Raw genomic sequence first — 26,404 nt, 5'->3', positions numbered from 1 at the left:
TTGTTATCCACATTTTTGAGGAGTAAGCGGGCTCATGATGATCCTTCGCCCAATCCAAGAAAGCGATTATCCAGCGCTTTTAAACATTGCTCACGAATCAGGCCACGGTTTTACCTCTTTGCCTGTAAACGAAGAGCTATTACAGAAGAAGATTGCACGCTCTGTTGCTTCATTTGGCAAGCAAGCAGACAAGCCTTTTGATGAAGGTTATTTATTTGTATTAGAAGATACTGAAACAGGCGAGGTGGTTGGTACCAGCGGTATCGAAGCTGCGGTTGGTTTAGATGATGCGTTTTATCATTATCACCTAAGCAAAGTGATCCACTCTTCACGCACACTCGATGTTTATAAAGCAGTGGATATTTTAACGCTATGTAACGACTACACTGGCGCGACTGAATTATGCACCCTGTTTTTGAAAGATGGCTATCGCAAAGGCGCAAATGGCAAACTGTTGTCTCGCTCTCGCTTTATGTTCATTAATCAACATCGTGATCGTTTTGCTGAGACTGTTATCGCGGAAATGCGTGGTGTTTCTAACGAGCAAGGCGAAAGTCCGTTCTGGCAATGGCTTGAAGAGCACTTCTTCTCGATGGACTTCCCGACAGCGGATTATCTAACGGGGATCGGCCAAAAGGTCTTTATTGCTGAGTTAATGCCTAAGTATCCAATCTACGTAAATCTGCTTAGTAAAGAAGCACAAGCGGTGATTGGTGAAGTTCACGACAATACACGTCCTGCTATTGAGCTATTAAAGAGCGAAGGTTTCACATTTAATGGTTATGTTGATATCTTCGACGCGGGTCCAACGGTAGAAGCAAAAGTGGGGAATATCCGCACGGTTCGCAATAGTGAAACTCGTACTGTAAAAATAGGCGAAAGCAACGGTGGATTCCCTGTTATGGTCGCAAATGGTAAACTTGTTGATTATCGCGCAGCGGTAATCGAGTTAGCCCTGACTGATAGCAATGAAGTAACGCTTGCTCCACATGTTGCCGCGGCGCTAAAAGTTGAAGAAGGCGATCAAGTAAGCCTAGTAAAGATTTAAGATTGGGAACAGATTATGACAACACATGCAGCACAACTAATAAATGGTGAGTGGATTGCAGGACAAGGCGCAAGCTTTAGCTCTGTAAACCCAGCAAACAACGACGTTATTTGGAGCGCAAACGCAGCGACTGCTGAGCAAGTTGATGGCGCAGTAAAAGCGGCTCGTGAAGCTTTCTATTCATGGAGCGACATGAGTTTTGAAGCGCGTTTAGAAATTGTTAAGCGTTTCGCTGAAGTACTAAAAGAAAATAGTGAAGAGCTGGCCATCGCAATAGCTAAAGAAACGGGTAAGCCACTTTGGGAAACTCGTACAGAAGCGGGTGCTATGGTAGGTAAAATCGCGATTTCTGAGAAAGCCTATCAAGAGCGCACGGGCGTTGTTGAAAACCCAATGCCAGTTGGCCGAGCTGTGATCCGTCACAAGGCACACGGTGTAGTTGCTGTATTTGGTCCATATAACTTCCCTGGCCACTTACCAAATGGTCATATCGTACCTGCGCTACTTGCTGGTAACACGGTTGTCTTTAAGCCGTCTGAGCTTACACCTTATGTTGCTGAGCTAACGCTTAAATACTGGCAACAAGCAGGCCTTCCTGCTGGTGTTATTAACCTAGTTCAAGGCGAAGTTGAAACAGGTAAAGCACTTGCGTCACACGCGGGTATCGACGGCTTATTCTTTACTGGTTCTTCTCGTACGGGTCACTTGCTACATGAGCAATATGCAGGTCAACCAGGTAAGATCTTAGCGCTTGAAATGGGTGGCAATAACCCACTTATCGTAAAAGACGTAGCGGATACCAAAGCGGCAGTACACGACATTATTCAATCTGCGTTTATTTCAAGCGGTCAGCGTTGTACTTGTGCTCGTAAGCTATTTCTTCCTGTAGGTGAACAAGGTGATGCAATCCTTGAACAACTGATCAAAGCAACGAAAGCGATTAAAGTGGGTAACTTTGACGATGCAGATCAACCGTTCATGGGGTCAATGATTTCAAATGCAGCAGCTGCAGGCATGGTAAAAGCACAGCAACAGCTTGTTGAGTTAGGTGGTGAGTCGCTTATAGAGCTGACGCACACAGAAGGCACAGGCTTTGTGACGCCAGGTATCATCGAATGTACTAACATTGCAGACTTCCCTGATGAAGAACACTTTGGCCCGTTATTAAAAGTATTCCGCTACACAGACTTTGACGCTGCAATCGAAAAAGCGAATGAAACAAGCTTTGGCTTATCAGCAGGTCTGCTTGGCGACAACGAAGCGGATTACGATCGTTTCTTACGTCGTATTCGCGCAGGTATCGTAAACTGGAACCGCCCAATCACGGGTGCTTCAAGTGCTGCTCCGTTTGGTGGTATTGGTGCGTCAGGTAACCACCGTGCAAGCGCATACTACGCGGCAGATTACTGTGCATACCCAGTAGCATCCGTGGAACTAGAAAAGGTAACTTTACCTTCTAGCTTGAGCCCAGGTTTATCTTTGGATTAAAATATCAATATTGAGGTTTACTCAATAAAAATTGAAAAGAAAAGCAGCTTCGGCTGCTTTTTTGTGTCTAGTTGACTACAAAGGTAGCAATCGAAAAAACTTTCTGCTTAAATCAATAGGAGATGTCTTTGATAGGTTCGGGTGAGCAAAGTATGGTTTTAGATAAACAAGGGTACGATGATTTAGTCATGTATTTGACGCAAAACTTAGCCTTGTTTGAGAAGTCTGGGACGGTAGAACCAGGGGCTCCAACAGTCATGGAATTAATCGAAGATGTGATCGCCGAAAACGTTATTCGTATATGCGAGCAACACTCTGAGTTGTCTACAGAGCAGCGCAGTATGATTGTGCGTGAGGTGGATGGCATTGTGTACGACTTACAAGAAGTGCTATCAAGCGTCGTGGATAGACGTGTCACCGTAGAACAAAAAGAGTTTATAGAAGAGTTCGCAGGTTTGGTTAAAAACCTGTTTGATTCTGCTGTATAGCTCGGCACAATCACTATCGACAGTTTACACAAACACACTTAGAGGCAATTCTAGGTTTAAGATACACCGCCATTTGGCGGTGTTATGCTTTATAGAGGATAACTATGTTAGCTAGCGTAAAATGGGTTGAAGGAGATACCTTTATTGGTCGCTCTGCGTCGGGACATAATGTGGTATTTGATGCCGGTTCAGATAGTGCAGCGCCAAGTCCAATGGAGATGGTATTAATGTCAGCGGGATGTTGTTCGTCAGTCGATGTCGTCAGCATTCTACAAAAGGCACGTCAGGATGTGACCGACGTGGAAGTAAAATTAACCGCAGAGCGAGCAGAAAGCGCACCTCGGGTTTTTACCAAGATCAATTTACACTTTGTGGTGAAAGGGCGTAATGTCTCTGAAAAACACCTAGAAAGAGCCGTAAGTTTATCCGCTGAAAAGTATTGTTCAGTGGCATTAATGCTTGAAAAAGCAGTAGAAATTACGCATAGCCATGAAGTGGTTGAAATTGACGAAAAATAACGCTTTTTCATAGCGCTATTTTCGTATAAAATCCGCGAACTTTTGTTTCTGCAGCGCAGATTTTTTGTATTAAGGTGGGTCTATCGTGAACAAGCCCTTTGATAAAATTAAACTCCATGGCTTTAACAACTTAACTAAGAGTTTAAGCTTTAGCATTTACGATATTTGCTACGCCAAGACCGAGCAGCAACGTAAAGAATATCTAGAATACATCGATGAACAGTACAGTGCTGATCGTTTGACAGATATTCTAAAAGACGTAACGGATATTATCGGTGCGAATGTACTGAATATCGCACGTCAAGATTATGAACCACAAGGGGCAAGTGTGACGATCTTAGTATCAGAAGAGCCTGTTGAACAACAGACTTTTGATAGCAACGAAGCACCAGGGCCACTACCTGATTCCGTGGTCGCGCATTTGGATAAGAGTCACATTTGTGTTCATACTTACCCAGAAGCACACCCTGATGATGGTATCTGTACTTTTAGAGCGGATATCGAAGTTTCAACGTGTGGTATTATTTCGCCACTTAAAGCGCTTAACTTCTTAATTCACTCTTTAGAGTCAGATGTGGTGACGATTGACTATCGTGTTCGTGGATTTACTCGTGACGTTAATGGTGTAAAACACTATATCGACCACGCAATTCACTCTATCCAGAATTACATGACGGAAGATACTAAAGACGCATACCACATGGTAGACGTAAACGTGTATCAAGAGAACCTATTCCATACTAAGATGATGCTTAAGGAAACTGACCTAAATGCGTATCTATTTGGAATTAGCACTGAAGACTTGGATGCAGAAGAAGAGGAAGAAATTCGTCTTAAGCTGAATCGTGAAATTCAGGAAGTGTTCTACGGTCGCAATTTACCAGAGACTGAATAATCAGCGGTAAATTAAGGTATTAAAAAAGGCGCGCAAGCGCCTTTTTTAATGTTTGAAGTTCCTTGTTAAGTCATCATATAAGCGCATAGAGCACGACAGTACCGCTTATAGAGTGACGGTTACAAAGTACTAAGATTCACTTTCTAATTCCTCATCTGGCGTATCAGAACGTTGTCGTTCGACAAAGATAGTGGCCAGTAGAGTGGTGACTACACAGGAAAGTAAAATCGATTTTAAGATTTCGTAGTTTTTATATACCCAGCTCCAACTCCAATAGGGTTTAGACGCTTCCTCGGACACACCAAAAAAGAGATCCATATAGCGAATCAAGTTTTCACCAAAAGCGGCTAAATCGACCAATACAAACCCAAAGAAAATAGCATATAGAATAGGATCTGCGTGAGTCATATAAATGGAACGCCAATTATCAGGGGCTATTTTTCTAATATATTTTAATGACCAGTAAACCCTCCGCTTTAATATAACGATCATCAGAGTGTCAAAGATGAGATGGAGCCCAAAAATGTACGCATTTGTTAAATGTGCTTCCAAACCTTGAGCGCGCATAGAAAGCATCCAACTATTAAAATAGTACTCTGCAGCTGTCAGTAATAGAAGGATTGTTGATAGGTGCTTTATATTTTCTTGCCTTTTGGCGAACAAACTAAGCGTAAATATACTGGCCAAAAATACAATATTAACATAGTTGTTAACTTCAATATGAATATACGTAAGTAATGTACTACCTATAATGCAAAGCAGCAAAAAGAGCCACGATAATTTCATCACTATTCCTTAAAATGTATAGAGCTAATTTGAGCCATCGGAATCAAGCATTTTCACTCTAGGATCATCTCCTTTGGTACCGCTGCTTCCACCAAGAGTTTTCCTAACTTCAGCAATGCCTAACACTCTATGGTTGGAGGTACGAGCTTCTGCATTTACGAATAGTACTCTGGGATCATCACCTTTAGCTCCCCCAGTTCCGCCAAACACTTGTTCAATATTACTGTCAGTTAAATAGACTCGGTCGGAAGTTGTGCATTTATTACGTGATTTTCTAACTCTAGGATCCTCAGCCTGGCCACCAGTACTCCCTCCAACCACTTTATTGAATGAACTAGTCTCTAAAGGTGACTTTTTATTTGATCGAACTGTTTCGTTTTTCACTCTTGGATCGTCACCTTTATCTGCGTGGCTTCCACCAATCACCAGATTAACTGAATCAGCACTAAGTGCTGATTGTTTACTTGGTGCTATGGAGTCGCGTTCGCCTCTAGGGTCTTTTGCTTTTGGCCCAAGCGTTTCACCAAATACCCTGTTAGCTTGTTTTTGGGTAAGTGCTGTTAAAGTTACGAGTCGGTTAGCTATAGTTTTTATAAAAAAGCGCATAATGACGTCCTTTCTAAGTTAAGTTTTGCGGTGTTTAGTTTCCACTCCACTTTACTCTTTAACAACAAAGTTGAAAACATCGTGTTGCAAATCGACCTTATTCGTAACTTTATTGTCTGCCATTGTGGTGAGGGGCTATGGAAGTGCGCATCTTTCATTAGCCGTTATCCTCATTGCTTGGTTTGTTATTTCGCGGTGTTGGAGACTTGCGCCATAATTTGGCGTCGTCAATTTTGTCTCTCAAGGCAAGAATTTGTTCTCTGAGTGGGTTGAGGTTGATGCCGCAGGTGTCGCACCATACTTCAAAATACTCGTAGGGAAATTTGCTTACACCTTTTTCGTAGTTTTCATAAGTGCCACGCTCCACGCCGACCAAGTTAGCCATTTCTTGCGTGGTTTTGCCGGCGACTTTGCGCATGCGGCGCAGGTCGTCTCCTGTAAAGCGCTTATCAAATTTCCCCACCAACTCAATCCTTTTTGCCTGTCGCACTTGCATCACAAACAGCATCAGTCCCTATGTAGCTGGATGTACGCTATTTGTTTGTCTCTATTGTTTGCTTAACTAAGTTGCATTTTTGTATCTAAACCGTAAACGCGAGTCTATCGTAGAAAATTTCTTTTTCAAGTGTATTCAGTCTAAAAATGTATATTTTGTTTCACTGTTATTTTCTTCGCGTAATTTTTTGTGCGAAGCACATTAGAGTTATTTGGATTAAGCATTGATGATTAAGACTAAGAAGAAATTCGTCAAAAGCTAAGCTGCGAAATTCAAGAAGTGCTCTAGAGTCGTAATTTACCTGAAGTGTACTAGTCCGTGATGTTAGGTTAAGTAAGAGTAAAAGGCACTTTTTTAATTTTGAGCCTAGAGTTATAGGAAAATTACTTTTGGCAAAGAGGATGTTCCGTTGATATTGTAGGGATAGATGAAGAGATTATAACGCCCTCCTCTAGGGGAGTAAAAAGCCACCTTCTTAAGAGAGTGGCTACCCACTAGTAATGGTCAATAAATCACAGTTTTCGTTGAAGACCCTTTCTCTCCTCTTGGGTCTTTATCTTTATTTGGACCGCTGCCACCAGAAATCATTTTTATTTCTTTGATGTGGAGCTGATAAATATCTGAAAGTTTATTAGTGGTCTTTTTTAGCAAAAAGCGCATAACGATGTCCTTCCTAGGTTAAGTTTTAATGTGCTCTGATTCCACTTTACTCCTTAATAAATAATTTGAAAACATCATGTAGTAAATATGCGTTATACGTATCTTGATTGTTTTGCATGTGTGATTGCAAGGAGAAAAGGTTAGGCATTCATTTGCGGCTACCCTCTTTACTTGATTTGTTGCTTTGGTTTGGGGGTTTACGCCAAAGTTTAGCATCATCAATTTTATCTCTGAGCGCTAAAATTTGCTCCCTTAATGGGTTTAGGTTAATACCACAAGCGACACACTACACTTCAAAATACGCATATGGGAATTTACTGACTCCCTTTTCATAGCTTTCATTACACCGACTAATTTAGCTATTTCGAAGTCAGATCAAAAATGTATATTTTGTTTCACTGTTATTTTCTTCGCATAATTTTTTGTGCGAAGCACACCAAAATTATTTGGATTAAGTACCGATGTGTTGTTATTTAGTTTGTGTATCTACTGATAAATTTAACAGTCAATTCAAAAAAAACTTTTTTCGCGCAGATTTTTGCACGAAGCTTTTGTTACTTTAGTGTGAAATAAAGTGACATGTTGGAGAGCAATATGGATTATCTACGCCAATATCATGACTTAACGATTTATTACGATGCCCTCAAGAAGGCGGCAAGGCAGGGTGACGAGGTGCCAGATACCACAACTAAATGGTTAGCTCTGGTGGAAACAACCTTGTTTGAACTGCAAGAGCTTGCCCATATGGAAAAGGCCTACATGCAAAAATCAAAGACGATGAATAATCTGGTTGAGTTGGTGTATTCCAGTGCCCCAAGCATGGAATAAAAAGTAATTGCTTTTGAGTTTTGCGGTGAAGGGGAACGTTTTACGCTAGTTTTACGTTCCCCTTTTTTCTTTGTGTGCTCGTTTATCGCCTAGTGTGCAGATGATAAACGAGTCGTACTACAGCTCGTAGGTAAAACTTAAGCCATAAACGCGAGGCTCGCCGTACTGTACATAGGTATTATTTTGCCAGCCATCTAATGGGTTATTACCAAATCTAAAGCCACGTACCACAATGTCTTCGTCTGCTAGGTTTCTACCCCAAGCCGTTAATGACCAGTTGTCGCCATAGTAGCTAAGGCTTGCGTTTATCAGGTTATGATTGCGTGCTTGTTCGTTGTGACTATCTGATAGGTAATAATTATCTTTGCCTTCAACGCCTACTTCAACCACTAGGTTATTCATTAACTCGTAATTGATGGCAAATGAGTATTGGTAATTTGGTGCTTGCGCTTGGTCGCGACCATCCAAGTTTTGACCGCTTGCAGCCACAAAGTCTTCAATTTCTGTTTCTAAGTAACCTGCGCTATAGCTAAAGCCAAGGCGGTCAGTGTATTGTAGGTTACCTTCAACTTCTAGGCCGTAGTTACTGCCTTTACTGGCGTTATCGATGTAGCCTGCAAACTGCTGGTTAGAAACTTGCCATTGCTTTAGTTGGATGTCGTCACGTTGCATATAAAAAGCGGTAACCCGCACGAGGTGACGTTTGTCTTCAGATTCACCTTTTACACCAAACTCTGCGTTCCAAACGTATTCAGGGTCAAAGTAATGGTGTTCGGCTGGAATGTTTAAACCTTCATCTTTGGCTTTTGCCAGAGCCTCACCGTTTACACCGCCCACTTTGTAACCACGAGTAAGGCTTGTGTAGATCATAGTGCGAGGCACTGCTTGATATTCAAGTGCAATTTTTCCACCCCACATTACATCATCGGTTTCAATGCTAAAGCCGTTACTGTCTAGGTAGTCAGCATCATATTGCTCTGCGCGAAGGCCACCGATAAGACGGGTTTTGTCAGATAGATGGTGTACGTATTGACCAAAAATTGCGTTGCTTTCTACGGTGTAAGCAGACGTAAATGGGTTATCAAGCCAAGTATAGTGACGGGTTAAATCAACATCGTTACGTTTTGCAAAAACACCCACAACCCAATCATTTTGTTTGTCTTTGAGTAAAAACTCTATGTTGCCTTTTTCGTGGTTACGCTCATAGGCGTCGGTTGAGCTATATCCTTCTGGGTGCAAACCTGCTGCACACAGCGCAGGTTTAGTTGCGTCATTACATACCCAATCTTCGTCGTAGCTATATAAAGTGTCAGCATCTAGCCCAGATACTTTAAATTCTACATTGAATAAGTCTGCGCGCGTATAAATTCCGCGTAGTGAAAACGCATCTGAGCTGAGGTTGTCTTGGCCCGGGGTATCAGCGACGCTGTTACGTGAATTATCCAAGGTAAAACCGTCGTAACCATTTTCAGTGTCAATATGGTGATAAGCGAACTCTAGCGCAAGGTTGTCGCTCACTTGAGAGTTAAGTTTAACTCTCGCTATTTGTTCGTCTTGTTGCTGAGTGGGTTTATTTAGATAAAGATTATCTACGTAGCCGTCTGACTCTCGTTGATAAAGGCTGACACGGGCTGCTGTGTTGTCACTTAACCCTGTGCCCGCAGCCAGTCCAGCTTCATAGCTACCGTAATTGCCCGCACCTAATTTCACTTTTAATGATGGCGCTATGGTAGCGGCTTGGGTGTTTACTTCAACGATTCCTGCTAAAGCATCTGAGCCGAACTTAGTACCCTGAGGGCCGCGATACACGACTACAGATTCAGTATCAAATAGCAACGCACTGGCGCCTAATCCTGAGTAATTAATACCGTCAATTAATAATCCAACGCTGGGATAAATGGGATCAACAAATTGTGAACGTAAACCAACGCCACGGATCTGCATAAAGCGACCACGAGCCGCACCAGCTGTAAAGTTAACATTGGCAGTGGCCCCCAATATTTCATCTAAATATTGCGCGCCGCGTTTATTAATCGTGAGCTCGTCAACTACTGACGCGCTTGCGCTTAATGTCTGGATCGTTTCACTTTGGAAGTCACCTGTGACGACTATGGTTTCCAAGTTATCGTCGGCAAGCGCCTGATGAGATAAAAATGGCAGCAATGCCAAGGTGATCGTAGAGAGTTTTAACTTCATGCTTAATCTTTGTCCCATTTTTAATTGGGCACAGTTTAGCAAAAGCCAGACCAGTTAACAGTGAAATTGTGTTATATGTTAGCCCGTTAATACTAAACAAACAGGTCAGAAATGAGTTTTAAAGTTGATTTTAAAGTCCGAGACTACGAGTGTGACTTACAAGGTATCGTGAATAACAGTGTATATTTTAATTATTTAGAGCATGCAAGACATGAGTTTTTATTAGCGAATAACGTTGACTTTGCTGCACTTGCAGAGCAAAAAATAAACTTAGTCGTTATTCGTAGTGAAATGAATTATCGAGGCTCACTACGACCAGGCGATGAATTTTACGTAGAAGTTGCGCTTGAGCGCGAGAGCAAAGTTAAATTTGCCTTTAAACAAAAAGTAATCAGAGCGTATGACAATAAACTGATGTTAGATGCTATTGTCACCGGCACGTCACTCAACGAGCGTGGTAGGCCGTTTTTACCTGAGGCTATTACTCACTTATTTGAAGAGCAGCAATTTGTGAAATAGTTGGTGTTAAAACATTCAGGTAAGACAATTTTACAGAATTTTACTGCAATTTTTGCGTCTTGAAACGTTATAATAAAGTCAGGGCATAAAATAGATGGTTTACCATGAAATTCATCAGCATAATCGGCGCAATAATGGCGCTCAGTGGATGTATATCGACAGGGAAGGTAGACACGGAAGCGCTTAAGTATTCCGCTTGGCAGTTACAGAGTATCAACGGCCAAAATATTGCGCAGTTACAATCAGACGTCAGACTTGGTGAAAAGCCTATTGATATTCGCTTTATTGATGCGCTGCAAGTCAATGGTTTTGCGGGTTGTAATCGCTTTTTTGGTGAAGGCGAAATTGTCGAAGGGCAGCTAAAAGTTAAAAACTTAGGCATGACGCGTAAGTACTGTGGTGAAGAAATCGCTCAGGTTGAGTCGCAGCTTATTAACCAATTACAAATTGGTGTCTTGCTTGAAGTGAATGCTAATAAGTTGACCTTGAAAGGAAAACCTCAGTTTAGTTTTATTAAACAATAAGCTGAAAATAAGAATTCCAGTGTCAGTGCTTGCGAGCTTTCGTGTTAGCAAGTAGACTGGCGCTAATTCGTTACTTGTCGGAGTGCCTTGAGTTTTTGCAACAAATTTGTTGCAGATAGTCGGGCTGAGATCGCATTTTGCGGGATCCGTGGACCTGATCAGGTTAATGCCTGCGTAGGGAACAAGACAGCAAACGTGCTGCGTTTGTCTGTAGCAATAGTGGTTTATTGCTATCCACCTTACCCGAGGACTATCCTCGTCTCTCTCCTTTTGGAGATCTGACAAGACACCTTTGTATGAAAATAAGAGGGACGTCATGTCAAACAATAGTAGCAAGCTAAGTCGTCGTGAAGCGCGAGCAGCCGCGGCAGAATTTATCCATAATCTTAAAGGCCAACCTTTTCCAAACTCACATAAAGTTTATGTGGAGGGCGAACAAACAGGCGTACGCGTTGGTATGCGTGAAATCACGCTAAGTGATTCGTTTGTTGGTGGCACCGAAGAAAATCCGGTATTTGAATCAAACGACCCTATTCGTGTTTATGATACTTCAGGTCCATACACAGACCCTGAAGTACCGGTTGACGTTCGTGCTGGTCTTCCTAAATTTAGAGCGCAGTGGATAGTTGAGCGCGATGATACCGAAATGCTAGAGTCGGTGACGTCACAGTTTTCCCAGCAGCGTATGGCGGATGAAGGACTTGATCATATTCGCTTTGAACATTTACCTAAAATTCGCCGTGCCAAGGCGGGTAAAAATGTCACACAAATGCACTACGCCCGCCAAGGCATAGTGACACCTGAAATGGAATATGTGGCGATCCGTGAAAATATGGGACGCGCTAAGTTGCGTGAAGAATTGCTGGCGCAGCAACACAAAGGCCAATCGTTTGGAGCCAGTATTCCTGAGTTTATTACGCCTGAATTTGTCCGTGATGAAATTGCTCGTGGTCGTGCTGTACTGCCAAACAATATCAATCACCCTGAGACTGAGCCGATGATCATTGGACGTAACTTCTTAGTAAAAGTTAACGCCAATATTGGTAACTCATCAGTGACCTCCTCTATCGAAGAAGAAGTAGAAAAAATGGTATGGTCGACCCGTTGGGGTGCAGATACCGTAATGGATCTGTCGACAGGGCGCTACATTCATGAAACTCGCGAGTGGGTAGTACGTAACTCTCCCGTGCCAATCGGTACGGTTCCAATCTATCAGGCACTAGAAAAAGTCAATGGCGTTGCCGAAGACCTTACGTGGGAGATCTTCCGCGATACCTTGATTGAGCAAGCTGAGCAAGGCGTGGATTACTTTACTATCCACGCGGGAGTACTACTGCGTTACGTGCCGATGACGGCAAAACGCGTGACCGGTATTGTGTCTCGCGGTGGTTCAATTATGGCGAAGTGGTGTTTAGCGCATCACAAAGAAAACTTCCTCTATACGCACTTTGAAGAAATCTGTGAAATCTTAAAACAGTATGATGTTTGTTTCTCATTGGGTGATGGTTTGCGTCCGGGTTCTATTGCCGATGCCAATGATGAAGCGCAATTTAGTGAACTGCGTACCCTTGGTGAGTTAACCAAGCTTGCGTGGAAACACGATGTTCAGGTCTTTATTGAAGGCCCAGGACATGTGCCGATGCATATGATCAAAGAGAATATGGAAGAGCAGCTAAAGCACTGCGATGAAGCACCGTTTTACACGCTTGGCCCACTCACTACCGATATCGCTCCGGGCTATGATCACTTTACTTCAGGGATTGGTGCGGCGCAAATTGCTTGGTATGGCTGTGCGATGCTGTGCTATGTGACACCAAAAGAACACTTAGGCTTACCGAATAAAGAAGATGTAAAAGAAGGCCTGATCACCTACAAAATAGCGGCGCATGCAGCGGATCTGGCGAAAGGCCACCCGGGCGCTCAAGTTCGTGACAATGCGCTGTCTAAAGCGCGCTTTGAGTTTCGCTGGCACGACCAATTTAATCTCGGTCTAGATCCAGAGCGTGCTCGAGAATATCACGATGAGACCTTGCCGCAAGAGTCGGGCAAAGTCGCTCACTTCTGCTCTATGTGTGGTCCAAAATTCTGCTCAATGAAGATCACTCAGGATGTGCGTGACTATGCAAAAGAATTAGAAGCGCGAGGTATTGATCCTAATAATGTAGGTGAAGAGATCAGCATTAAAATGGTGGATGTTGAAGCCGAGATGAAAGCAAAATCAGAAGAGTTTAAGCAGTCGGGCTCTGAGCTTTACCACAAAGCGATATAACCTAACCCATCATAGCCACCTTGATGCCTGTCGGGTGGCTAACTTTAGGAGTGTAGCTATGTCTACTCGAGCACGTGTTGCTATCTTGGGTTTTGGCTTAACAGGGCGTATCGCTGCATTGATGCTCGCTGAGCGTTATCAAATCAGCGTATTTGAACAAGCAAAGCAAGGTACTGAGACCTCAGCAGGTAGTGTGGCGGCGGCCATGTTAGCGCCGTTGGCTGAGTCTGTGATATGCGATGAGGCGTTGGTGCTGCAGGGGCTGGAGTCCATGAAACTCTGGCCACAATTACTGGCTAAACTGGAAAGCTCGGTATTTTTCCAGCAGCAAGGCTCCCTTATTGTGGCGCATGGCCAAGACCGTGGTGATTTAGTGAGTTTTCAGCAGCGCTTAAAGCCGTTAAAAGATCATAGCGCGGAAGTGGTGAATGGTGCTCGGATCGCGCAATTGGAACCAGAACTTGGCGGTGTGTTCCATCAAGGTTTGTATTTACCTTGCGAAGGGCAGCTTGATAACCAGGCGTTCTATCAAAGTAGTGCGGCAACATTGACTAAGCAAGGGGTAGAGATTAACTACGGTGTTCATTGTGACGAAGCGCAAAAGGCGCAGCTTAGTCAAGCGTATGATTGGGTGATTGACTGTCGCGGTCTTGGCGCGAAAGCCACGTGTAGTGGGCTTCGTGGTGTGCGCGGCGAAGTGGCGAGAATTTATGCCCCAGAAGTGACCCTGACTCGACCTGTGCGCTTGATGCACCCAAGATACCCCATTTACATTGCGCCAAAACCAGATCATCAGTTTGTTATTGGTGCGACGGAAATTGAGTCGCAAGATAATGATGAGATAACGGTACGTTCTACACTCGAATTACTCTCTGCTGCTTATTCGGTTCATCGTGGGTTTGCCGAAGCGCGAGTATTGTCTTTATTAGCAGGACTTAGACCTGCCTTTAAAGATAATCACCCCAAAATTGAACAGCAAGGTAATGTGATCAGTATCAATGGCCTATATAGACACGGTTATTTGCTAGCACCGCTTATCGTGAAACAAGCACTATCTAAGGAGTTATTATGAAAGTCGAATTTAATGGCGAAACGATTAATATCAACCGCGAGCAAAATATTCAGGAATTTATTGAAGCCAGAGGTGCCAAACCGCCTTTTGCCGTCGCGCTTAATGGTACTTTTGTTTCCCGCACGGAGCTGCCAAGCGTGACATTGAGCGACGGTGATAAGATTGAGCTTTTATCACCAATTCAAGGGGGATAAACATGCAGTCTTTGACTGATACTAAGCTCACTATTTATGGTGAACAATTTACTAGCCGCATGTTAATTGGCTCGGCACTTTATCCCTCTCCAGAGGTAATGCAGGCAGCTATCGCCACCTCGGGTGCTGAGATTGTTACTGTGTCGCTGAGACGCCAGCAAACTAAGCAGGCAGGTGATGACTTTTGGTCGCTTATCAAAGAGATGGGACTACGAGTCTTACCAAACACAGCAGGTTGTCATAGCGTAAAAGAAGCGGTGACCTTGGCGCAGATGTGCCGGGAAGTGTTTGCCACGGATTGGATTAAGCTTGAACTTATTGGCGATGAATATAACTTGCAGCCAGACCCAATTGCATTGCTCGAAGCCACCGAAATCTTGATAAAAGATGGGTTTAAAGTATTGCCTTATTGCACTGATGATTTGGTGCTATGTCAGCGGTTGGATGCGCTGGGGTGTGAAGTTTTAATGCCTTGGGGCGCGCCAATTGGTACGGGAAAAGGGCTGCTAAATCCATATAACCTGCAAACCATCCGCACGCGTTTACCTCATCAAACCTTGATTGTCGATGCGGGACTCGGCTTGCCGTCTCATGCTTGCCAAGCACTTGAGCTAGGTTATGATGCCGTATTATTAAATTCGGCAGTGGCAGGGGCGGGCTGTCCTATCACCATGGCAAAAGCGTTTGAAGCCAGCACGGTTGCAGGGCGCCTGTCTTATTTAGCAAAAGCAATGTCACAAAAAGAGGTGGCATCACCTTCTACGCCAACCTTAGGCATGCCTTTTTGGCACGCAAACTAACTTGAATTGCGGATAACTATATAAGGAGTTCTCTTTGTCACATATCGTTTGGAGTATTGCGGGTTCTGATTCTGGCGGCGGCGCTGGTATTCAAGCGGATATCAAAGCAACGCAGAGCTTTAATGTTCATTGTTGTACTGTAGTAACTGCGTTGACGGCGCAAAATAGTTTAGGGGTGGAAGCGTTAAACCCGGTATCGACCACGGTTATCGACTCTCAGCTAACGGCGCTTTCGCAAGATATGCCTGCAACGGTGATAAAGATTGGCATGCTCGCCAATGTTCAGCAGATCCAACTGATTGCTGAGCACCTCGTGCATTATAAAGCAACATGGGAAAAGCCGCCGCTCGTGGTTTATGACCCTGTGGCTATCGCGACCAGCGGGGATTCATTAACCGAAGAAGACACGGTAGATGCGTTAAAAACCCATTTATTACCGCTGGTGGATATCATTACACCCAATACACACGAAACTCAGCTGCTGACAGGCGTGTATTTGATAGGTCCTGAAGCGGTAAAAGAGGCTGCTGCCAAATTGCGTGAATTCGGTGCAAAGTCGGTGATCATTAAAGGCGGTCATTGGGATTATCCAAAAGGCTACTGCATTGATTATGGCTTAGCGGGAGATACTGAGTATTGGCTTGGCAATGAGAAAATTCAAACACCGCATAGCCACGGTACTGGGTGTAGTTTATCGTCAGTGATCGCGGCATGTATGGCCAAGGAGTACCCATTTAAAGATGCCTTTATTCTTGCAAAAGCGTATATCAACGCTGGGTTAAAAGCGGCGATACGTTATGGCGAAGGTGTGGGCCCTGTTGCGCACACGAGTTTCCCTGTTGATCTTAATGATTATCCGCAAGTGATAGAAGCGGGCTCTTGGCTTGCTGATGAACTAGAGTTTGCATTACCTGAGGAGTTTAATTTTGCCGCGGGCTTTGCCAGCATTGACGACCCTATTGGGCTTTATGCAGTAGTAAACAGCGCTGATTGGGTGGAAAAATGTCTTGCTTTAGGTGTCGATACGGTGCAGCTGAGAATTAAAGATTCAGAGCAAGCTAATCTTGAAGCTGAAATACAAACTGCCATTGCACTTGGACAAAAATACGATGCGAAGGTGTTTATTAACGATTACTGGCAGTTAGCGATTAAACACGGCGCCTATGGAATTCATTTAGGCCAAGAGGATATTGATAAGGCTAATCTTGTTGCCATTCAAGAGGCAGGGCTGCGCTTGGGTATTTCGACCCATGGTTTTTATGAAATGCTCAGGGCACATAACTATCGCCCAAGTTATTTGGCTTTTGGTGCTATCTACCCAACCACGACCAAAGACATGACCGGCCAAATCCAGGGGTTGGAAAAGCTGATGCACTTTGTACCTTTGATGCAGAGTAGCTATCCAACCGTCGCTATTGGAGGCATTGATCTAAGTCGCGTGCCAGAAGTGGCTGCAACTGGCGTATCTAGTATTGCGGTTGTAAGAGCTATCACTGAGGCCCAAGACCCAGAGCAAGCTGTACTTGAATTAAAGCAAGCTATGGCGCGGCATGACTGAACTCAATGACAAAGAGCGGCTAAGGTATAGTCGCCATTTGCTGTTAAAAGAGGTTGGTGAGCAAGGCCAACTCGCATTGAAACAGGCGCATGTGGCTGTGATTGGCTGCGGTGGGCTGGGAAGTCCCGCGTTGTTTTACTTAGCGGCGAGTGGCATTGGTAAGCTTACTTTTGTTGATGACGACGACGTGGAATTGTCTAACTTACAAAGGCAAATTCTGTATAAGGTGAACCACCTTGGTCAGCAAAAAGCCAAAGCGGCAGGAAAGGTGCTGGCAAGTCTCAATAACGAGATCACGTTAGCACCAATTAATGCGAGATTGACTGATAAAAACGTCGCTGAGTTGCTCCATGATGCAGATATTGTCCTAGACTGCAGCGATAACTTTACCACCCGTTATTTACTCAATAGGTATTGTTATCGAGCGAGAAAGGTGTTGATAGCAGGAGCTGCGATTGCCACACAAGGCCAACTCATGTGCTTTGATTTTAGGGCTGAGTCACCTTGTTATGCTTGCGTTTTCCCTGAGAGGTCGCAAACTCCTGTGGAGAATTGTGACAACTTTGGCGTCATTAGTCCATTACTGGGTGTGATCGGTGCGCAGCAAGCTTTATTGACCACAAATGTGCTACTTGGACATCATCAAGGAAGTGTATTTTGTACGCTAGATGCTATGAGTTTGCAGCAAAAGCAGTATGGGCTCAGTAAAAACCCCGAGTGTGAATGTTGTGGCTTGAAGTAGTTTCAAGCCACTAATACAGTGGTCTACTCTGCTATTTTTGCGAAAGGGGTACCCATGCGTGTGACGGTCTCTGGGTTTTGACCATCTAAGAACTCAGCCTTATTTGCCCCCCACGCTAAGATCACGGTAGAGCCAAGTTTAAAGCGACCCATCTCTTCGCCTTTTTTCAGCGTTATCGCGTTGTCACCTTCTGCTGGATATGTCCAAGTAAAGACGTCTCTTCCAGCGGGTGGTGTCACTGTACCTGCCCAAATCGTCTCAATGCTCGCAACGATAGTTGCACCAACCAATACCATAGAAAGCGGACCAATCTCAGTGTCAAAAATAGCAACAACTCGCTCGTTACGAGCAAATAAATTAGGCACATTTTGCGCGGTAAGTGGATTTACTGAGAACAAATCGCCCGGTACATAAATCATCTTACGAAGTGTGCCATCAACCGGCATGTGGATACGGTGATAATCCTTCGGTGCTAGATAAATCGTTGCAAACTTACCACCAACATAAGGCGCAACATCTTCTTCTTTACCGCCTAGCAGCGTCTGTAAGCTGTAGTTGTGACCCTTAGCTTGGATAATTTGACCATCGACGACATCACCAAGTTGGCTGATTGCACCATCAACTGGGTGGGCAAGGATATCGCTCTCTTCTGCCAAAGGGCGGATCCCCGGTTTCAGTGGACGGGTAAAAAACTCGTTAAAGGTTTTATAGTGAGCTGGATCTTCGTGCAATGCCTCGCTCATGTCGATTTTATATTGTTTGATAAACAGCTTAATTAGCTTTGTGGTTAAGGCGCCAGCTTCTGCTGCGGCAAGCTTACCAACCAAACGAGAAACCGCATGTTTAGGTAATGCATATTGCATGGCAATTTTTAGTTTATCCAAATTCACTTTTAACAGTTCCTAATTATTAGTCTTGTCACTTTCGCTTTTTTGTATTGCGAAGTGGCTATCGGGCTCAAGTCATTGAGCCAATTTAGCAAATATTATCAGACTCTCGGCGCGCGCGCACCTGCGCGGCCATCAGCCATAGATTCTAAAATACGATGGTAACTTTCAAAACGTAATTCACTGATTTTACCTTCATCTACGGCTTCACGAAGTAAGCATCCCGGATCGTTCAGGTGTTTACAGTCTCTAAAGCGGCAGCCGCCAATAAACTCCCTAAATTCTTTAAAGCACCAAGTGACGCGTTCCACGTCTAAGTGCCATAGGCCGAACTCACGGATCCCGGGGCTGTCGATCAGGTTTCCACCGGACGGCAAGTGGTGTAAGCGCGATACTGTGGTTGTATGTTGCCCTAAGCCACTATTTTCGGAGACTTCTTTGGTGAGAATATCTGCATTGGGCAGTACCGTATTAACCAACGTTGATTTGCCAACCCCTGATTGACCAACAAAAATGTTATTTTTGTCCTCAAGCATGTGTTTTAACTCGTCAATGCCTTCGCCTGACTTTGTACTGACTAACAGTACGCGATAGCCAAGCTCACGATATATATCTAAGACTTCATCAATATATTCGAGGCTTTCTTGGTCAAGCAAATCAATCTTATTGAGTAATAAAATCGGCTCTATCCCCATATCCTCACAAGCGACTAAATAGCGATCGATGATTTGAGGGGTAAATTCGGGCACAACGGCCGACACCATCAATATTTGGTCAATATTCGCAGCGACAACTTTCACACCGTCATAAAAATCTGGACGAGTGAGTTGCGTGCGCCTTTCATGCACAGCCTCAATTACGCCGGCTAAGTCACCATCACTGACCTTGGCACGACGAAAAATGACTTCATCACCGCAAACTAAGCTTGTTACGGTACGACGGATATTGCAACGCAAAACTTCTTGGTCTGTGGTTTCTATATCCGCATGTTGGCCGAAGCGGCTGATCACCACTGCGGCTTCTGTTGGCCCCAAGTTGTCGTTTTGCCATGAAACATCAGATACTTCTGTCTCCTTCGCTTTATCGATTCGCTTCTGATGATTGGCTCTAATCCGACGGGATTGGCCCTTACTGAGTTTCTTTTTCTTTGCCATGTTTATAATCTGTTTAAGCTTTGGCGTGCAGAGCGTTCAAATTTAGGCTATAAATCAATAAAACGCCGCGCATGGTAAAAAAAGCTTTAGGTCGAGTGTTTAAACTAATATGATATATCTAATTGCATTGGATCTAAAGGAAAGTACCGCTAAGGTAAAGTATGACTTTTCATGAATCAAACTTGATCTGGCTCGATCTAGAGATGACGGGGCTAGAACCGAAAACAGATAAAATCTTAGAAATCGCGACGGTGATCACAGATGGTGATCTCAATGTTTTAGCTGAAGGTCCAGTAGTGGCAATTCATCAAAGTGATGAGCTGTTGGACAATATGGATGAGTGGTGCACCAATCAACATGGTCGCTCAGGTCTGACTGCTCGCTGTAAAGCGAGTAAGTTCACGGAAGCAGATGCAGTTAAGCAAACACTAGATTTCCTTAAAGAGTGGGTGCCGCCAGGAGCTTCTCCAATGTGTGGTAATTCTATTGGTCAAGACCGTCGATTCCTCAACAAATACATGCCAGAGCTAGAAGCTTATTTCCACTATCGCAATTTGGACGTCAGTACGATAAAAGAACTTGCGAGACGCTGGAAGCCTGAACTATTGGGAGAGATAAAGAAAAAAAGCTCTCACTTAGCACTGGATGATATCAAAGACTCCATCATGGAGCTGAAAGTTTACCAAGAAAAATTCTTCAAAGTTTAAAAAAATACTTGCAAAGCAAATTTTATCTTGTAGAATCCTGCCCCGCTTGAGACGACAAGCCCTGCGGGGTTTTTAGCCCAAGCGCGGCGCTAGCTCAGCTGCTAAAACGTTAGACGCGACCTCAAGGTTGCGCCCAGCGGAAAATTAAGAGCTACATCGGAATGCGGCACTAGCTCAGCTGCAGTAGGTAATCAACGCGACCTTGCGTAATTACCAACAACATAACGAGCTAATAATGGAATGCGGCACTAGCTCAGCTGGTAGAGCGCGACCTTGCCAAGGTCGAGGTCACGAGTTCGAACCTCGTGTGCCGCTCCAACTCTCCTAAATATCCTTGTTTTTCAATCATTCTAAAAAAACCTTGCAAATATAGTCTTATTCCACCAATTTTTCACAACAAACTGATTGCTTAATTTTAATGCTACGCGTAAAATACGCGCTCTTTCGGCCCTACTATTATCGTTCCTTGCCTTACCCCGACTGGCCGAAACGGGACAAGGCTATACTAACCGTAAGGAATATCCATGCGTCATTACGAAATCGTATTCATGGTTCACCCAGATCAAAGTGAGCAAGTACCTGGTATGATCGAGCGTTATACTGGTGCTATCACTGAAGCTGGCGGTACTATTCACCGTCTAGAAGACTGGGGTCGTCGTCAACTGGCTTACCCAATCGAAAAGCTTCACAAAGCACACTATGTTCTATTGAACGTTGAAGCACCAACTGAAGTAATCAACGAGCTTGAAACTTCTTTCCGCTACAACGATGCAGTGCTTCGTAACCTAGTTATGCGTACTAAAAATGCAGTAACTGAAGCATCTCCTCTTGCAAAAGAAGAGAAAAAAGAAGCAGCTTCTGCTTAATCGTTGTTGATTTCGGATTTGACTAACCTTTCGAGGTAATGGTGAGTACTCAGGTTGACCTGTATACCAATCAATATCTGCTCTCGGGCGTGATATGTAAAACACCTAAATTTAGTCAAAGCCCAGCTGGGATCCCACACTGTATATTTGTACTTGAGCACAAATCAATGCAGCTAGAGGCTGACCTTACTCGAAATGCCTACGTGCGTATTCAAGTGGTTGCCAGTGGAGAACAGTTCCGAAACCAAACTGAGCATTTATACGTTGGGCAAGCATTACAAGTTCGCGGTTTTATAAATCGCCACGAGAGCCGAAATGGCTTGAGTCAGCTGGTATTGCACGCACAACATATTGAAAGAATTAATTGAGGAAATTACTCATGGCACGTTATTTCAGACGTCGTAAGTTCTGCCGTTTTAAAGCGGAAGGCGTACAACAAATTGATTACAAAGATCTGGCTACTCTTAGAAACTACGTAACAGAAAGTGGCAAAATCGTACCTAGCCGTATCACAGGTACTAGCGCTAAATACCAGCGTCAGCTAGCAACTGCTATTAAGCGTGCTCGCTACCTAGCCCTTCTTCCATACACTGACTTACACAAGTAAGCAGCTGATTACTAGTTTTTAAAAGGTGTAGAGACATGCAAGTTATTCTACTAGACAAAATTGCAAACCTAGGTAGCCTAGGTGATCAGGTTAATGTTAAATCTGGCTTCGCACGTAACTTCTTATTCCCTAAGGGTAAAGCAGTTCCTGCAACTAAATCTAACATTGAAACTTTCGAAGCACGTCGCGCTGAGCTTGAAGCGAAAATCGCTGAAGAGCTAGTTGCTGCACAGGCACGCGCTGAAAAACTAGAAGCACTAGCTGAAGTAACTCTAGTTTCTAAAGCGGGTGACGAAGGTAAGCTATTCGGTTCTATCGGTACTCGCGATATTGCTGATGCTATCTCTGCAGTAGGTGTTGAGGTATCTAAGTCAGAAGTTCGTCTACCTCTTGGTACTATCCGTGAGACTGGCGAGTTCGATGTAGCTATCCAAGTACACTCTGACGTTACAGCTACGATCAAAGTAATCGTAATTGCTGAAGCTTAATTTTTAATTGAGCTTAAAAAAGCCGTGTATTTTTATACACGGCTTTTTATTCACTTAATTTACCTATATTAGCTCGAAGTTCGGAAAGTAAAAACCAGTTAATAGATATGCCAAGTGCATTGAATTCACGAATATTGGTTTTGTTGTTGTCCAAATCTTAGGCTGGATTAAGTAACCCTTCAAAGAAAATCATAATAATAATCTTATTCATACCAATTTAAGGTGTGACATGGATGATCCTCTCGCTCAAAGTTTGCCTTAAATCAAAAGGTAGTACTGATGTAATGTGATGTAATAAGTTTCCTTTTTAGAAACTTTCGCTCCATGTTATGTTTACATATTATAGGTTAACCCTTTTCTTTGTCTTTTGTCTGTCATAAAGTGGAATAAAATGACAGCGCTATCAATATAGTGGTGGAATAATTAAATGTCTGTAAATAAAGGTTTTACGCTAACAGAGTTATTAATTGCCGTTGCAATCGTGGCGATCACTGCCAGCGTAGCATATCCGTCTTATGTAGAATATGTACAAGATGCCCGCCGTTCACAAGCACAGCAGAACATGTTGGAAATGGCAGGAGTTATTGAGCGTATCTATAGCCGTAATAGTGGTTATCCAGACGCAAATTTGCTTCCTAACTTACCGCAGTCAGATTTTTATACATTTAAATATACGCCAACAAATAAACCGAATGGCGCTGTGGGGCAATATCGCAATTTGGGATACCAATTAACTGCCACGCCAATAACAGGAAAAGCACAAGCGATGGACAGGTGTGGTGTACTAAGTATTAATCATCTTGGTGAACAGGGACCGAAAAACAATGATTGCTGGCAATAGAAACATAGGATTTACCTTGCTTGAGCTACTTATTGCGATGGCAATTCTCGCAATTTTAGCTTCTGTAGCTGCGCCCAGTTTTATAAAGCAAATTCAGCAAGACCGATTGGCAACGCATGCTAATCAACTGCAGGCGGTATATCGCTTGGCCCGAAGTGAAGCGGTACGACGTGAGCAGCAAGTATCACTGGTTGTGGAGGGCAGCGACTGGGTTGTTAAAACCAATGAGAATGGCCAATTGACCGAGGTGGGACGGTTTTCTATTAAACATAGCTCGATAGAAGTGGCACTTGCCGATCAAATGGTGCGTGAAAGTGGTGAAGTGCTAGCGACAAACAATATATTGATCACCGACAACATTGCCGATACCCAGGATTACCGTTTATGTGTGTTGGTCAGTGGTCAAAGCTGGTTAGCTGAGGCGGAACAAAATTGCAGTTAAGTAAGGGGTTTTCCCTCATTGAAGTTGTGGTGTCGATGTTGGTGGCTGGATTAATGTTACTAGGTCTTGCAGCTACGCAGCTTAAGTCATTACAGTTCGCCTCCAATAGCTTTCAATATACGATGGCGTTAATTCATGGCCAAAATGCAATTGAGAGGATATGGCCTTTGTTATGTGAGTTGCAGCATAACAACAATGATATGACGCTTGATAACCCGCTGATTCAGCAACTGCATCCTGCTGATAGTCGCTTTACATTAGTGCTGCCCGCGACATATAGCAATAATATGCAGCTTACAGTGAGTTGGGAAGATAAGCGGGTAGAAAATCCTGCTGAAAACCAAGTTTCTTTGACTACCAGTTATCCAGATGTTGTGGATACTTGCTCTTCACCACCTGGAGGGGGCTCATGAAACAGATGAAGGGCTATACCTTACTGGAACTCATGGTTGCCATGGTTGTGGGGTTAGTATTGGTGATAGGGATTGCAACGTCATATACGTCGATAAAAGAAACTGTGACGACAAGCCAGCAGCTTGCAACATCGCAAGAGATTGTTCGATATACCAATCGAGTAATGATGCGCAGCATTAAGCAGACACAAGCAATCCCTACTGTGACGGCCACCGATATTACGATCCGCCAATTGGCTGGGGTACCCGCTTGTGATGGCAGTGTACCCACTGCTGACTACACTGAGCGTTATTTTTTACAAGGTGAGTATTTAGTGTGCGATCGCGGCACTGGTGATATCAATCTTTTGAAAGGGGTAACTGGACTTGTGTTTGCAACCGATGCCAGTGGTCAGTTAATTACAGTGACAATACAAGGTAGTAGTTTTCCGACACAATACGGTGCAGGCATACAGATGAATTTTTACGCTGGATTAGGTAGCTAATACAATGAAACAACAACAAGGTTTTACACTGGTTAAAGTGATGCTGCTCGGCGGCATGGCTAGCGTTGTGGTATTCGCTTCCCTCAAGGAAGGTGTGGTACAAGAAAGATTAAGTGGTAACTTCCAAAAGGACATTAATGCAAGGTTAGTGGCTGAACAAGGGATCAGAGAATATCGTCAAAAGCTGGATGCAGAGGTTGCCAAAAATAACCCGCAAGATGTGGCGACACTTATTGGTAGTATCAGTAAAACCGGTAACGGAGCTGTCGCTGATTCGCAATATCAGATTTCGGTTAATGCCAATGGCAATGAATTTGAAATCGAAAGCTTAGGTCAACGCCATGGTGAGCATGCAAATCATCGACTGGTTGCGCGCTTCGAGCTGCGGCCAGCAGCAAAAGAGTCCATATTCCAAAATGCGGTTACTGGTTGTAAAGGTGTGAATCTTTCTGGTAGTGGCTCTGTCGACAGCTATGATTCATCGAAAGGCACTTACGAAGAAACAAAAAGCCATGATGGTGATGTACACACTGTGGTGGGCGATGCAGACGTGGTGCTATCAGGCCACTCTCCGATTAAAGGTGATGTAGAAGCATCTGGTGTGATTTACTTAAAAGGTTCTTCACCGGTTTTGGGTGACGTTAGGTCAAATACCGGGGTAGATATTTCGCCGTCATCGAGTGGTATTCGAGTGGAAGGTAATGTCTATAGCCGAGGATTTTTCACACATAGAGGCGGCAAGATCCAAGGTTATGTGCGTACCATGGGGGATGCCAAAATGGAGTGGGGTGCTGAGATCCTCAACCAAAATGGTGATGCGTTTGATATTCAATATACTGGTAATGGTCAATTTAAAGATACTGGCTTACAAGTTCAAGATGGAGTGCATTACTCCGATGCTAAATTTAGAGTCGCAGATTTAGTGGTTGAGCCGGTAAAAGTGTACGATCCAGATTCTCCCGACTACGACCCAGCAAGGCCAAATAAAGAATGTGATCCTTTGGCGTTGCCTTTTAATATGGATAGCATCATTGATCCAAATAACGACTTTTCCTCCTTAAATGTAGGTGCGCAACAAATCTTACACTTTAAACCTAAACAGGCAGTTTACGAGCGTAATGGCTCAAGCGTGTATGTTGCAAAAGAGCACACCATTTATTTATTCCAAGGGGTGGAGCAAAACCTCGGCACAGCGACAGAAAAAACGCAGCTCGCGTTTCCATTTAAAGGGTTGAAGCTAGGATCTGACGGAAAGATTAAAATCTCTGGTGGCGATGTGATTTGGTTGATTGATGGGGATCTGAAATTAACCGGCGACACTCATATTTGGATAGAAAAAGAAAGCTCTTTGACGGTGTTCACCACTGGCAAAGTTTCTATTGGCGCAAGTGCTAAGGTCATTGCTGAGCAAGAAGGCTTAACCAAGAAGAGCAAACTGCCGGTATTTAGTGTGTATTCTTCATTTGATGGCCCGAATGGTTTTGTATTCAGCGGCGCGTCTTCTTTATATGCTGCCATTTATTCACCGTTAACTTCTATTCTGTTGAATGGCAGTGGGCAATTGTATGGTACAGTTCGAGGGGCTTCTATCACTGGTACCGGTGGTACAGGGATCCACTTTGATCAAGCATTAAAAAATTCGGGTATTGGTGTGCAGCCGCCAGGGCAAAAGCCAACATTGGTTTTTAAGGGCTGGCACTATAAACCATATCAAGTAGCAGATGAGAGTGAAGCTAAAAGCGCTGAGTAACTTTCCTAAGTGGAGCTTAGGCTCCACTTTTTGCTGCTAAATAAAAGAGTAAAATTTTTTCCAACCCCTTTAAACCA

31 protein-coding genes, 1 tRNA gene and 1 riboswitch are annotated in these 26,404 nt (G+C 43.8%); of the genes, 25 read left to right on the top strand and 7 right to left on the bottom strand.

Annotated elements, in window-relative coordinates; translation table 11 throughout:
- The first annotated feature begins 34 nt into the window (after positions 1-34).
- The 5 genes from astA to speD all read left to right on the top strand — a co-directional run bounded on the left by astA (position 35) and on the right by speD (position 4,437).
- On the top strand, positions 35-1,048 hold the full coding sequence (gene astA / locus DRB05_RS22380) for an arginine N-succinyltransferase (protein ID WP_010368879.1): 1,014 nt from the start codon (positions 35-37) through the stop codon (positions 1,046-1,048).
- A gap of 15 nt (positions 1,049-1,063) precedes the next feature.
- Positions 1,064-2,536: a succinylglutamate-semialdehyde dehydrogenase gene (gene astD, locus DRB05_RS22375; RefSeq protein ID WP_128728869.1), complete on the top strand. Its 1,473-nt coding sequence runs from the start codon at positions 1,064-1,066 to the stop codon at positions 2,534-2,536.
- Between the two features lie 152 nt (positions 2,537-2,688).
- The gene (locus DRB05_RS22370) at positions 2,689-3,024 is read left to right on the top strand and encodes a DUF3802 family protein (RefSeq protein WP_171040194.1); all 336 of its coding nucleotides are present in this window, start codon (positions 2,689-2,691) and stop codon (positions 3,022-3,024) included.
- 104 nt (positions 3,025-3,128) lie between these two features.
- On the top strand, positions 3,129-3,542 hold the full coding sequence (locus tag DRB05_RS22365) for an OsmC family protein (protein ID WP_010607074.1): 414 nt from the start codon (positions 3,129-3,131) through the stop codon (positions 3,540-3,542).
- 85 nt (positions 3,543-3,627) lie between these two features.
- The gene (speD, locus tag DRB05_RS22360; RefSeq protein ID WP_128728867.1) at positions 3,628-4,437 is read left to right on the top strand and encodes an adenosylmethionine decarboxylase; all 810 of its coding nucleotides are present in this window, start codon (positions 3,628-3,630) and stop codon (positions 4,435-4,437) included.
- 129 nt (positions 4,438-4,566) lie between these two features.
- Here the strand turns inward: speD and DRB05_RS22355 are convergent, their stop codons facing one another.
- The 4 genes from DRB05_RS22355 to DRB05_RS22690 all read right to left on the bottom strand — a co-directional run bounded on the left by DRB05_RS22355 (position 4,567) and on the right by DRB05_RS22690 (position 6,985).
- The gene (locus DRB05_RS22355) at positions 4,567-5,223 is read right to left on the bottom strand and encodes a hypothetical protein (RefSeq protein WP_128728866.1); all 657 of its coding nucleotides are present in this window, start codon (positions 5,221-5,223) and stop codon (positions 4,567-4,569) included.
- Positions 5,224-5,247: 24 nt separating this feature from the next.
- Positions 5,248-5,829 (bottom strand): hypothetical protein, encoded by a 582-nt coding sequence (locus DRB05_RS22350; RefSeq protein WP_128728865.1) that lies wholly within the window; start codon positions 5,827-5,829, stop codon positions 5,248-5,250.
- A 157-nt stretch (positions 5,830-5,986) separates the two neighbouring features.
- The gene (locus DRB05_RS22345) at positions 5,987-6,337 is read right to left on the bottom strand and encodes a helix-turn-helix transcriptional regulator (protein WP_128728864.1); all 351 of its coding nucleotides are present in this window, start codon (positions 6,335-6,337) and stop codon (positions 5,987-5,989) included.
- 492 nt (positions 6,338-6,829) lie between these two features.
- Positions 6,830-6,985 (bottom strand): hypothetical protein, encoded by a 156-nt coding sequence (locus tag DRB05_RS22690; RefSeq protein WP_161568710.1) that lies wholly within the window; start codon positions 6,983-6,985, stop codon positions 6,830-6,832.
- A 594-nt stretch (positions 6,986-7,579) separates the two neighbouring features.
- Between DRB05_RS22690 and DRB05_RS22335 the strand changes: the two genes are divergently transcribed.
- Entirely contained in the window at positions 7,580-7,813 is a 234-nt protein-coding gene (locus DRB05_RS22335) for a hypothetical protein (RefSeq protein WP_010607079.1), read from the top strand.
- Positions 7,814-7,930: 117 nt separating this feature from the next.
- Here DRB05_RS22335 and DRB05_RS22330 read toward each other — a convergent pair whose 3' ends face one another.
- Positions 7,931-10,009: a TonB-dependent receptor gene (locus tag DRB05_RS22330; protein WP_128728863.1), complete on the bottom strand. Its 2,079-nt coding sequence runs from the start codon at positions 10,007-10,009 to the stop codon at positions 7,931-7,933.
- A 111-nt stretch (positions 10,010-10,120) separates the two neighbouring features.
- Here DRB05_RS22330 and DRB05_RS22325 point away from each other — a divergent pair, with 111 nt between their 5' ends.
- The 8 genes from DRB05_RS22325 (at position 10,121) to DRB05_RS22290 (ending at position 17,687) form a co-directional block, all read left to right on the top strand.
- Positions 10,121-10,528: an acyl-CoA thioesterase gene (locus DRB05_RS22325; protein ID WP_128728862.1), complete on the top strand. Its 408-nt coding sequence runs from the start codon at positions 10,121-10,123 to the stop codon at positions 10,526-10,528.
- A gap of 104 nt (positions 10,529-10,632) precedes the next feature.
- Positions 10,633-11,052, top strand: a complete 420-nt coding sequence (locus DRB05_RS22320) for an META domain-containing protein (protein WP_128728861.1) — start codon at positions 10,633-10,635, stop codon at positions 11,050-11,052.
- 68 nt (positions 11,053-11,120) lie between these two features.
- A riboswitch (TPP riboswitch) is annotated at positions 11,121-11,250 on the top strand.
- A gap of 118 nt (positions 11,251-11,368) precedes the next feature.
- Positions 11,369-13,321 (top strand): phosphomethylpyrimidine synthase ThiC, encoded by a 1,953-nt coding sequence (gene thiC, locus DRB05_RS22315; RefSeq protein WP_128728860.1) that lies wholly within the window; start codon positions 11,369-11,371, stop codon positions 13,319-13,321.
- A gap of 58 nt (positions 13,322-13,379) precedes the next feature.
- Entirely contained in the window at positions 13,380-14,393 is a 1,014-nt protein-coding gene (locus DRB05_RS22310; RefSeq protein ID WP_128728859.1) for an FAD-dependent oxidoreductase, read from the top strand.
- Positions 14,390-14,587, top strand: a complete 198-nt coding sequence (thiS, locus tag DRB05_RS22305; RefSeq protein ID WP_010368823.1) for a sulfur carrier protein ThiS — start codon at positions 14,390-14,392, stop codon at positions 14,585-14,587. The genes DRB05_RS22310 and thiS overlap by 4 nt, the downstream gene beginning before the upstream one ends.
- 2 nt (positions 14,588-14,589) lie before the next feature.
- The gene (locus tag DRB05_RS22300; protein WP_128728858.1) at positions 14,590-15,387 is read left to right on the top strand and encodes a thiazole synthase; all 798 of its coding nucleotides are present in this window, start codon (positions 14,590-14,592) and stop codon (positions 15,385-15,387) included.
- A 34-nt stretch (positions 15,388-15,421) separates the two neighbouring features.
- The gene (thiE, locus tag DRB05_RS22295; protein ID WP_128728857.1) at positions 15,422-16,945 is read left to right on the top strand and encodes a thiamine phosphate synthase; all 1,524 of its coding nucleotides are present in this window, start codon (positions 15,422-15,424) and stop codon (positions 16,943-16,945) included.
- The gene (locus tag DRB05_RS22290; protein ID WP_128728856.1) at positions 16,938-17,687 is read left to right on the top strand and encodes a HesA/MoeB/ThiF family protein; all 750 of its coding nucleotides are present in this window, start codon (positions 16,938-16,940) and stop codon (positions 17,685-17,687) included. Before thiE ends, DRB05_RS22290 begins: the two co-directional genes overlap by 8 nt.
- A gap of 23 nt (positions 17,688-17,710) precedes the next feature.
- Here DRB05_RS22290 and asd read toward each other — a convergent pair whose 3' ends face one another.
- Both asd and rsgA read right to left on the bottom strand, forming a co-directional pair.
- Complete coding sequence (asd, locus tag DRB05_RS22285; protein WP_039494070.1) at positions 17,711-18,577, bottom strand: archaetidylserine decarboxylase; 867 nt, start codon at positions 18,575-18,577, stop codon at positions 17,711-17,713.
- Positions 18,578-18,675: 98 nt separating this feature from the next.
- A complete protein-coding gene (rsgA, locus tag DRB05_RS22280) occupies positions 18,676-19,728 on the bottom strand; it encodes a small ribosomal subunit biogenesis GTPase RsgA (protein ID WP_010607089.1) in 1,053 nt (350 codons plus the stop codon).
- Between the two features lie 161 nt (positions 19,729-19,889).
- Here rsgA and orn point away from each other — a divergent pair, with 161 nt between their 5' ends.
- The 11 genes from orn (at position 19,890) to DRB05_RS22225 (ending at position 26,327) form a co-directional block, all read left to right on the top strand.
- Positions 19,890-20,435, top strand: coding sequence for an oligoribonuclease (orn, locus tag DRB05_RS22275; RefSeq protein ID WP_010607090.1), 546 nt, complete (start codon positions 19,890-19,892; stop codon positions 20,433-20,435).
- 242 nt (positions 20,436-20,677) lie between these two features.
- A tRNA-Gly gene (locus DRB05_RS22270) sits at positions 20,678-20,753 on the top strand.
- 206 nt (positions 20,754-20,959) lie between these two features.
- Positions 20,960-21,301 (top strand): 30S ribosomal protein S6, encoded by a 342-nt coding sequence (rpsF, locus tag DRB05_RS22265; RefSeq protein ID WP_010368810.1) that lies wholly within the window; start codon positions 20,960-20,962, stop codon positions 21,299-21,301.
- A gap of 38 nt (positions 21,302-21,339) precedes the next feature.
- Positions 21,340-21,669: a primosomal replication protein N gene (gene priB / locus DRB05_RS22260; protein WP_088531731.1), complete on the top strand. Its 330-nt coding sequence runs from the start codon at positions 21,340-21,342 to the stop codon at positions 21,667-21,669.
- An 11-nt stretch (positions 21,670-21,680) separates the two neighbouring features.
- Positions 21,681-21,908 (top strand): 30S ribosomal protein S18, encoded by a 228-nt coding sequence (gene rpsR, locus DRB05_RS22255; protein ID WP_002962753.1) that lies wholly within the window; start codon positions 21,681-21,683, stop codon positions 21,906-21,908.
- A gap of 35 nt (positions 21,909-21,943) precedes the next feature.
- Entirely contained in the window at positions 21,944-22,396 is a 453-nt protein-coding gene (gene rplI / locus DRB05_RS22250) for a 50S ribosomal protein L9 (RefSeq protein ID WP_010368808.1), read from the top strand.
- 427 nt (positions 22,397-22,823) lie between these two features.
- Positions 22,824-23,237 (top strand): type IV pilin protein, encoded by a 414-nt coding sequence (locus DRB05_RS22245; RefSeq protein ID WP_128728855.1) that lies wholly within the window; start codon positions 22,824-22,826, stop codon positions 23,235-23,237.
- Positions 23,221-23,679, top strand: coding sequence for a GspH/FimT family pseudopilin (locus DRB05_RS22240; RefSeq protein WP_128728854.1), 459 nt, complete (start codon positions 23,221-23,223; stop codon positions 23,677-23,679). The genes DRB05_RS22245 and DRB05_RS22240 overlap by 17 nt, the downstream gene beginning before the upstream one ends.
- Positions 23,670-24,092 carry a prepilin-type N-terminal cleavage/methylation domain-containing protein gene (locus tag DRB05_RS22235; RefSeq protein ID WP_128728853.1) on the top strand — a complete coding sequence of 141 codons (423 nt, stop codon included), beginning with the start codon at positions 23,670-23,672 and terminating at the stop codon, positions 24,090-24,092. The genes DRB05_RS22240 and DRB05_RS22235 overlap by 10 nt, the downstream gene beginning before the upstream one ends.
- On the top strand, positions 24,089-24,577 hold the full coding sequence (locus tag DRB05_RS22230) for a prepilin-type N-terminal cleavage/methylation domain-containing protein (RefSeq protein ID WP_128728852.1): 489 nt from the start codon (positions 24,089-24,091) through the stop codon (positions 24,575-24,577). The genes DRB05_RS22235 and DRB05_RS22230 overlap by 4 nt, the downstream gene beginning before the upstream one ends.
- A gap of 4 nt (positions 24,578-24,581) precedes the next feature.
- A complete protein-coding gene (locus DRB05_RS22225) occupies positions 24,582-26,327 on the top strand; it encodes a polymer-forming cytoskeletal protein (protein WP_128728851.1) in 1,746 nt (581 codons plus the stop codon).
- Positions 26,328-26,404: the final 77 nt, after the last annotated feature.

Source organism: Pseudoalteromonas sp. A757 (assembly GCF_004103285.1).
Classification (GTDB): domain Bacteria; phylum Pseudomonadota; class Gammaproteobacteria; order Enterobacterales; family Alteromonadaceae; genus Pseudoalteromonas; species Pseudoalteromonas galatheae.
The sequence above is the reverse complement of the archived record's forward strand: the minus strand, read 5'-3'. Positions and strand labels throughout refer to the sequence as shown.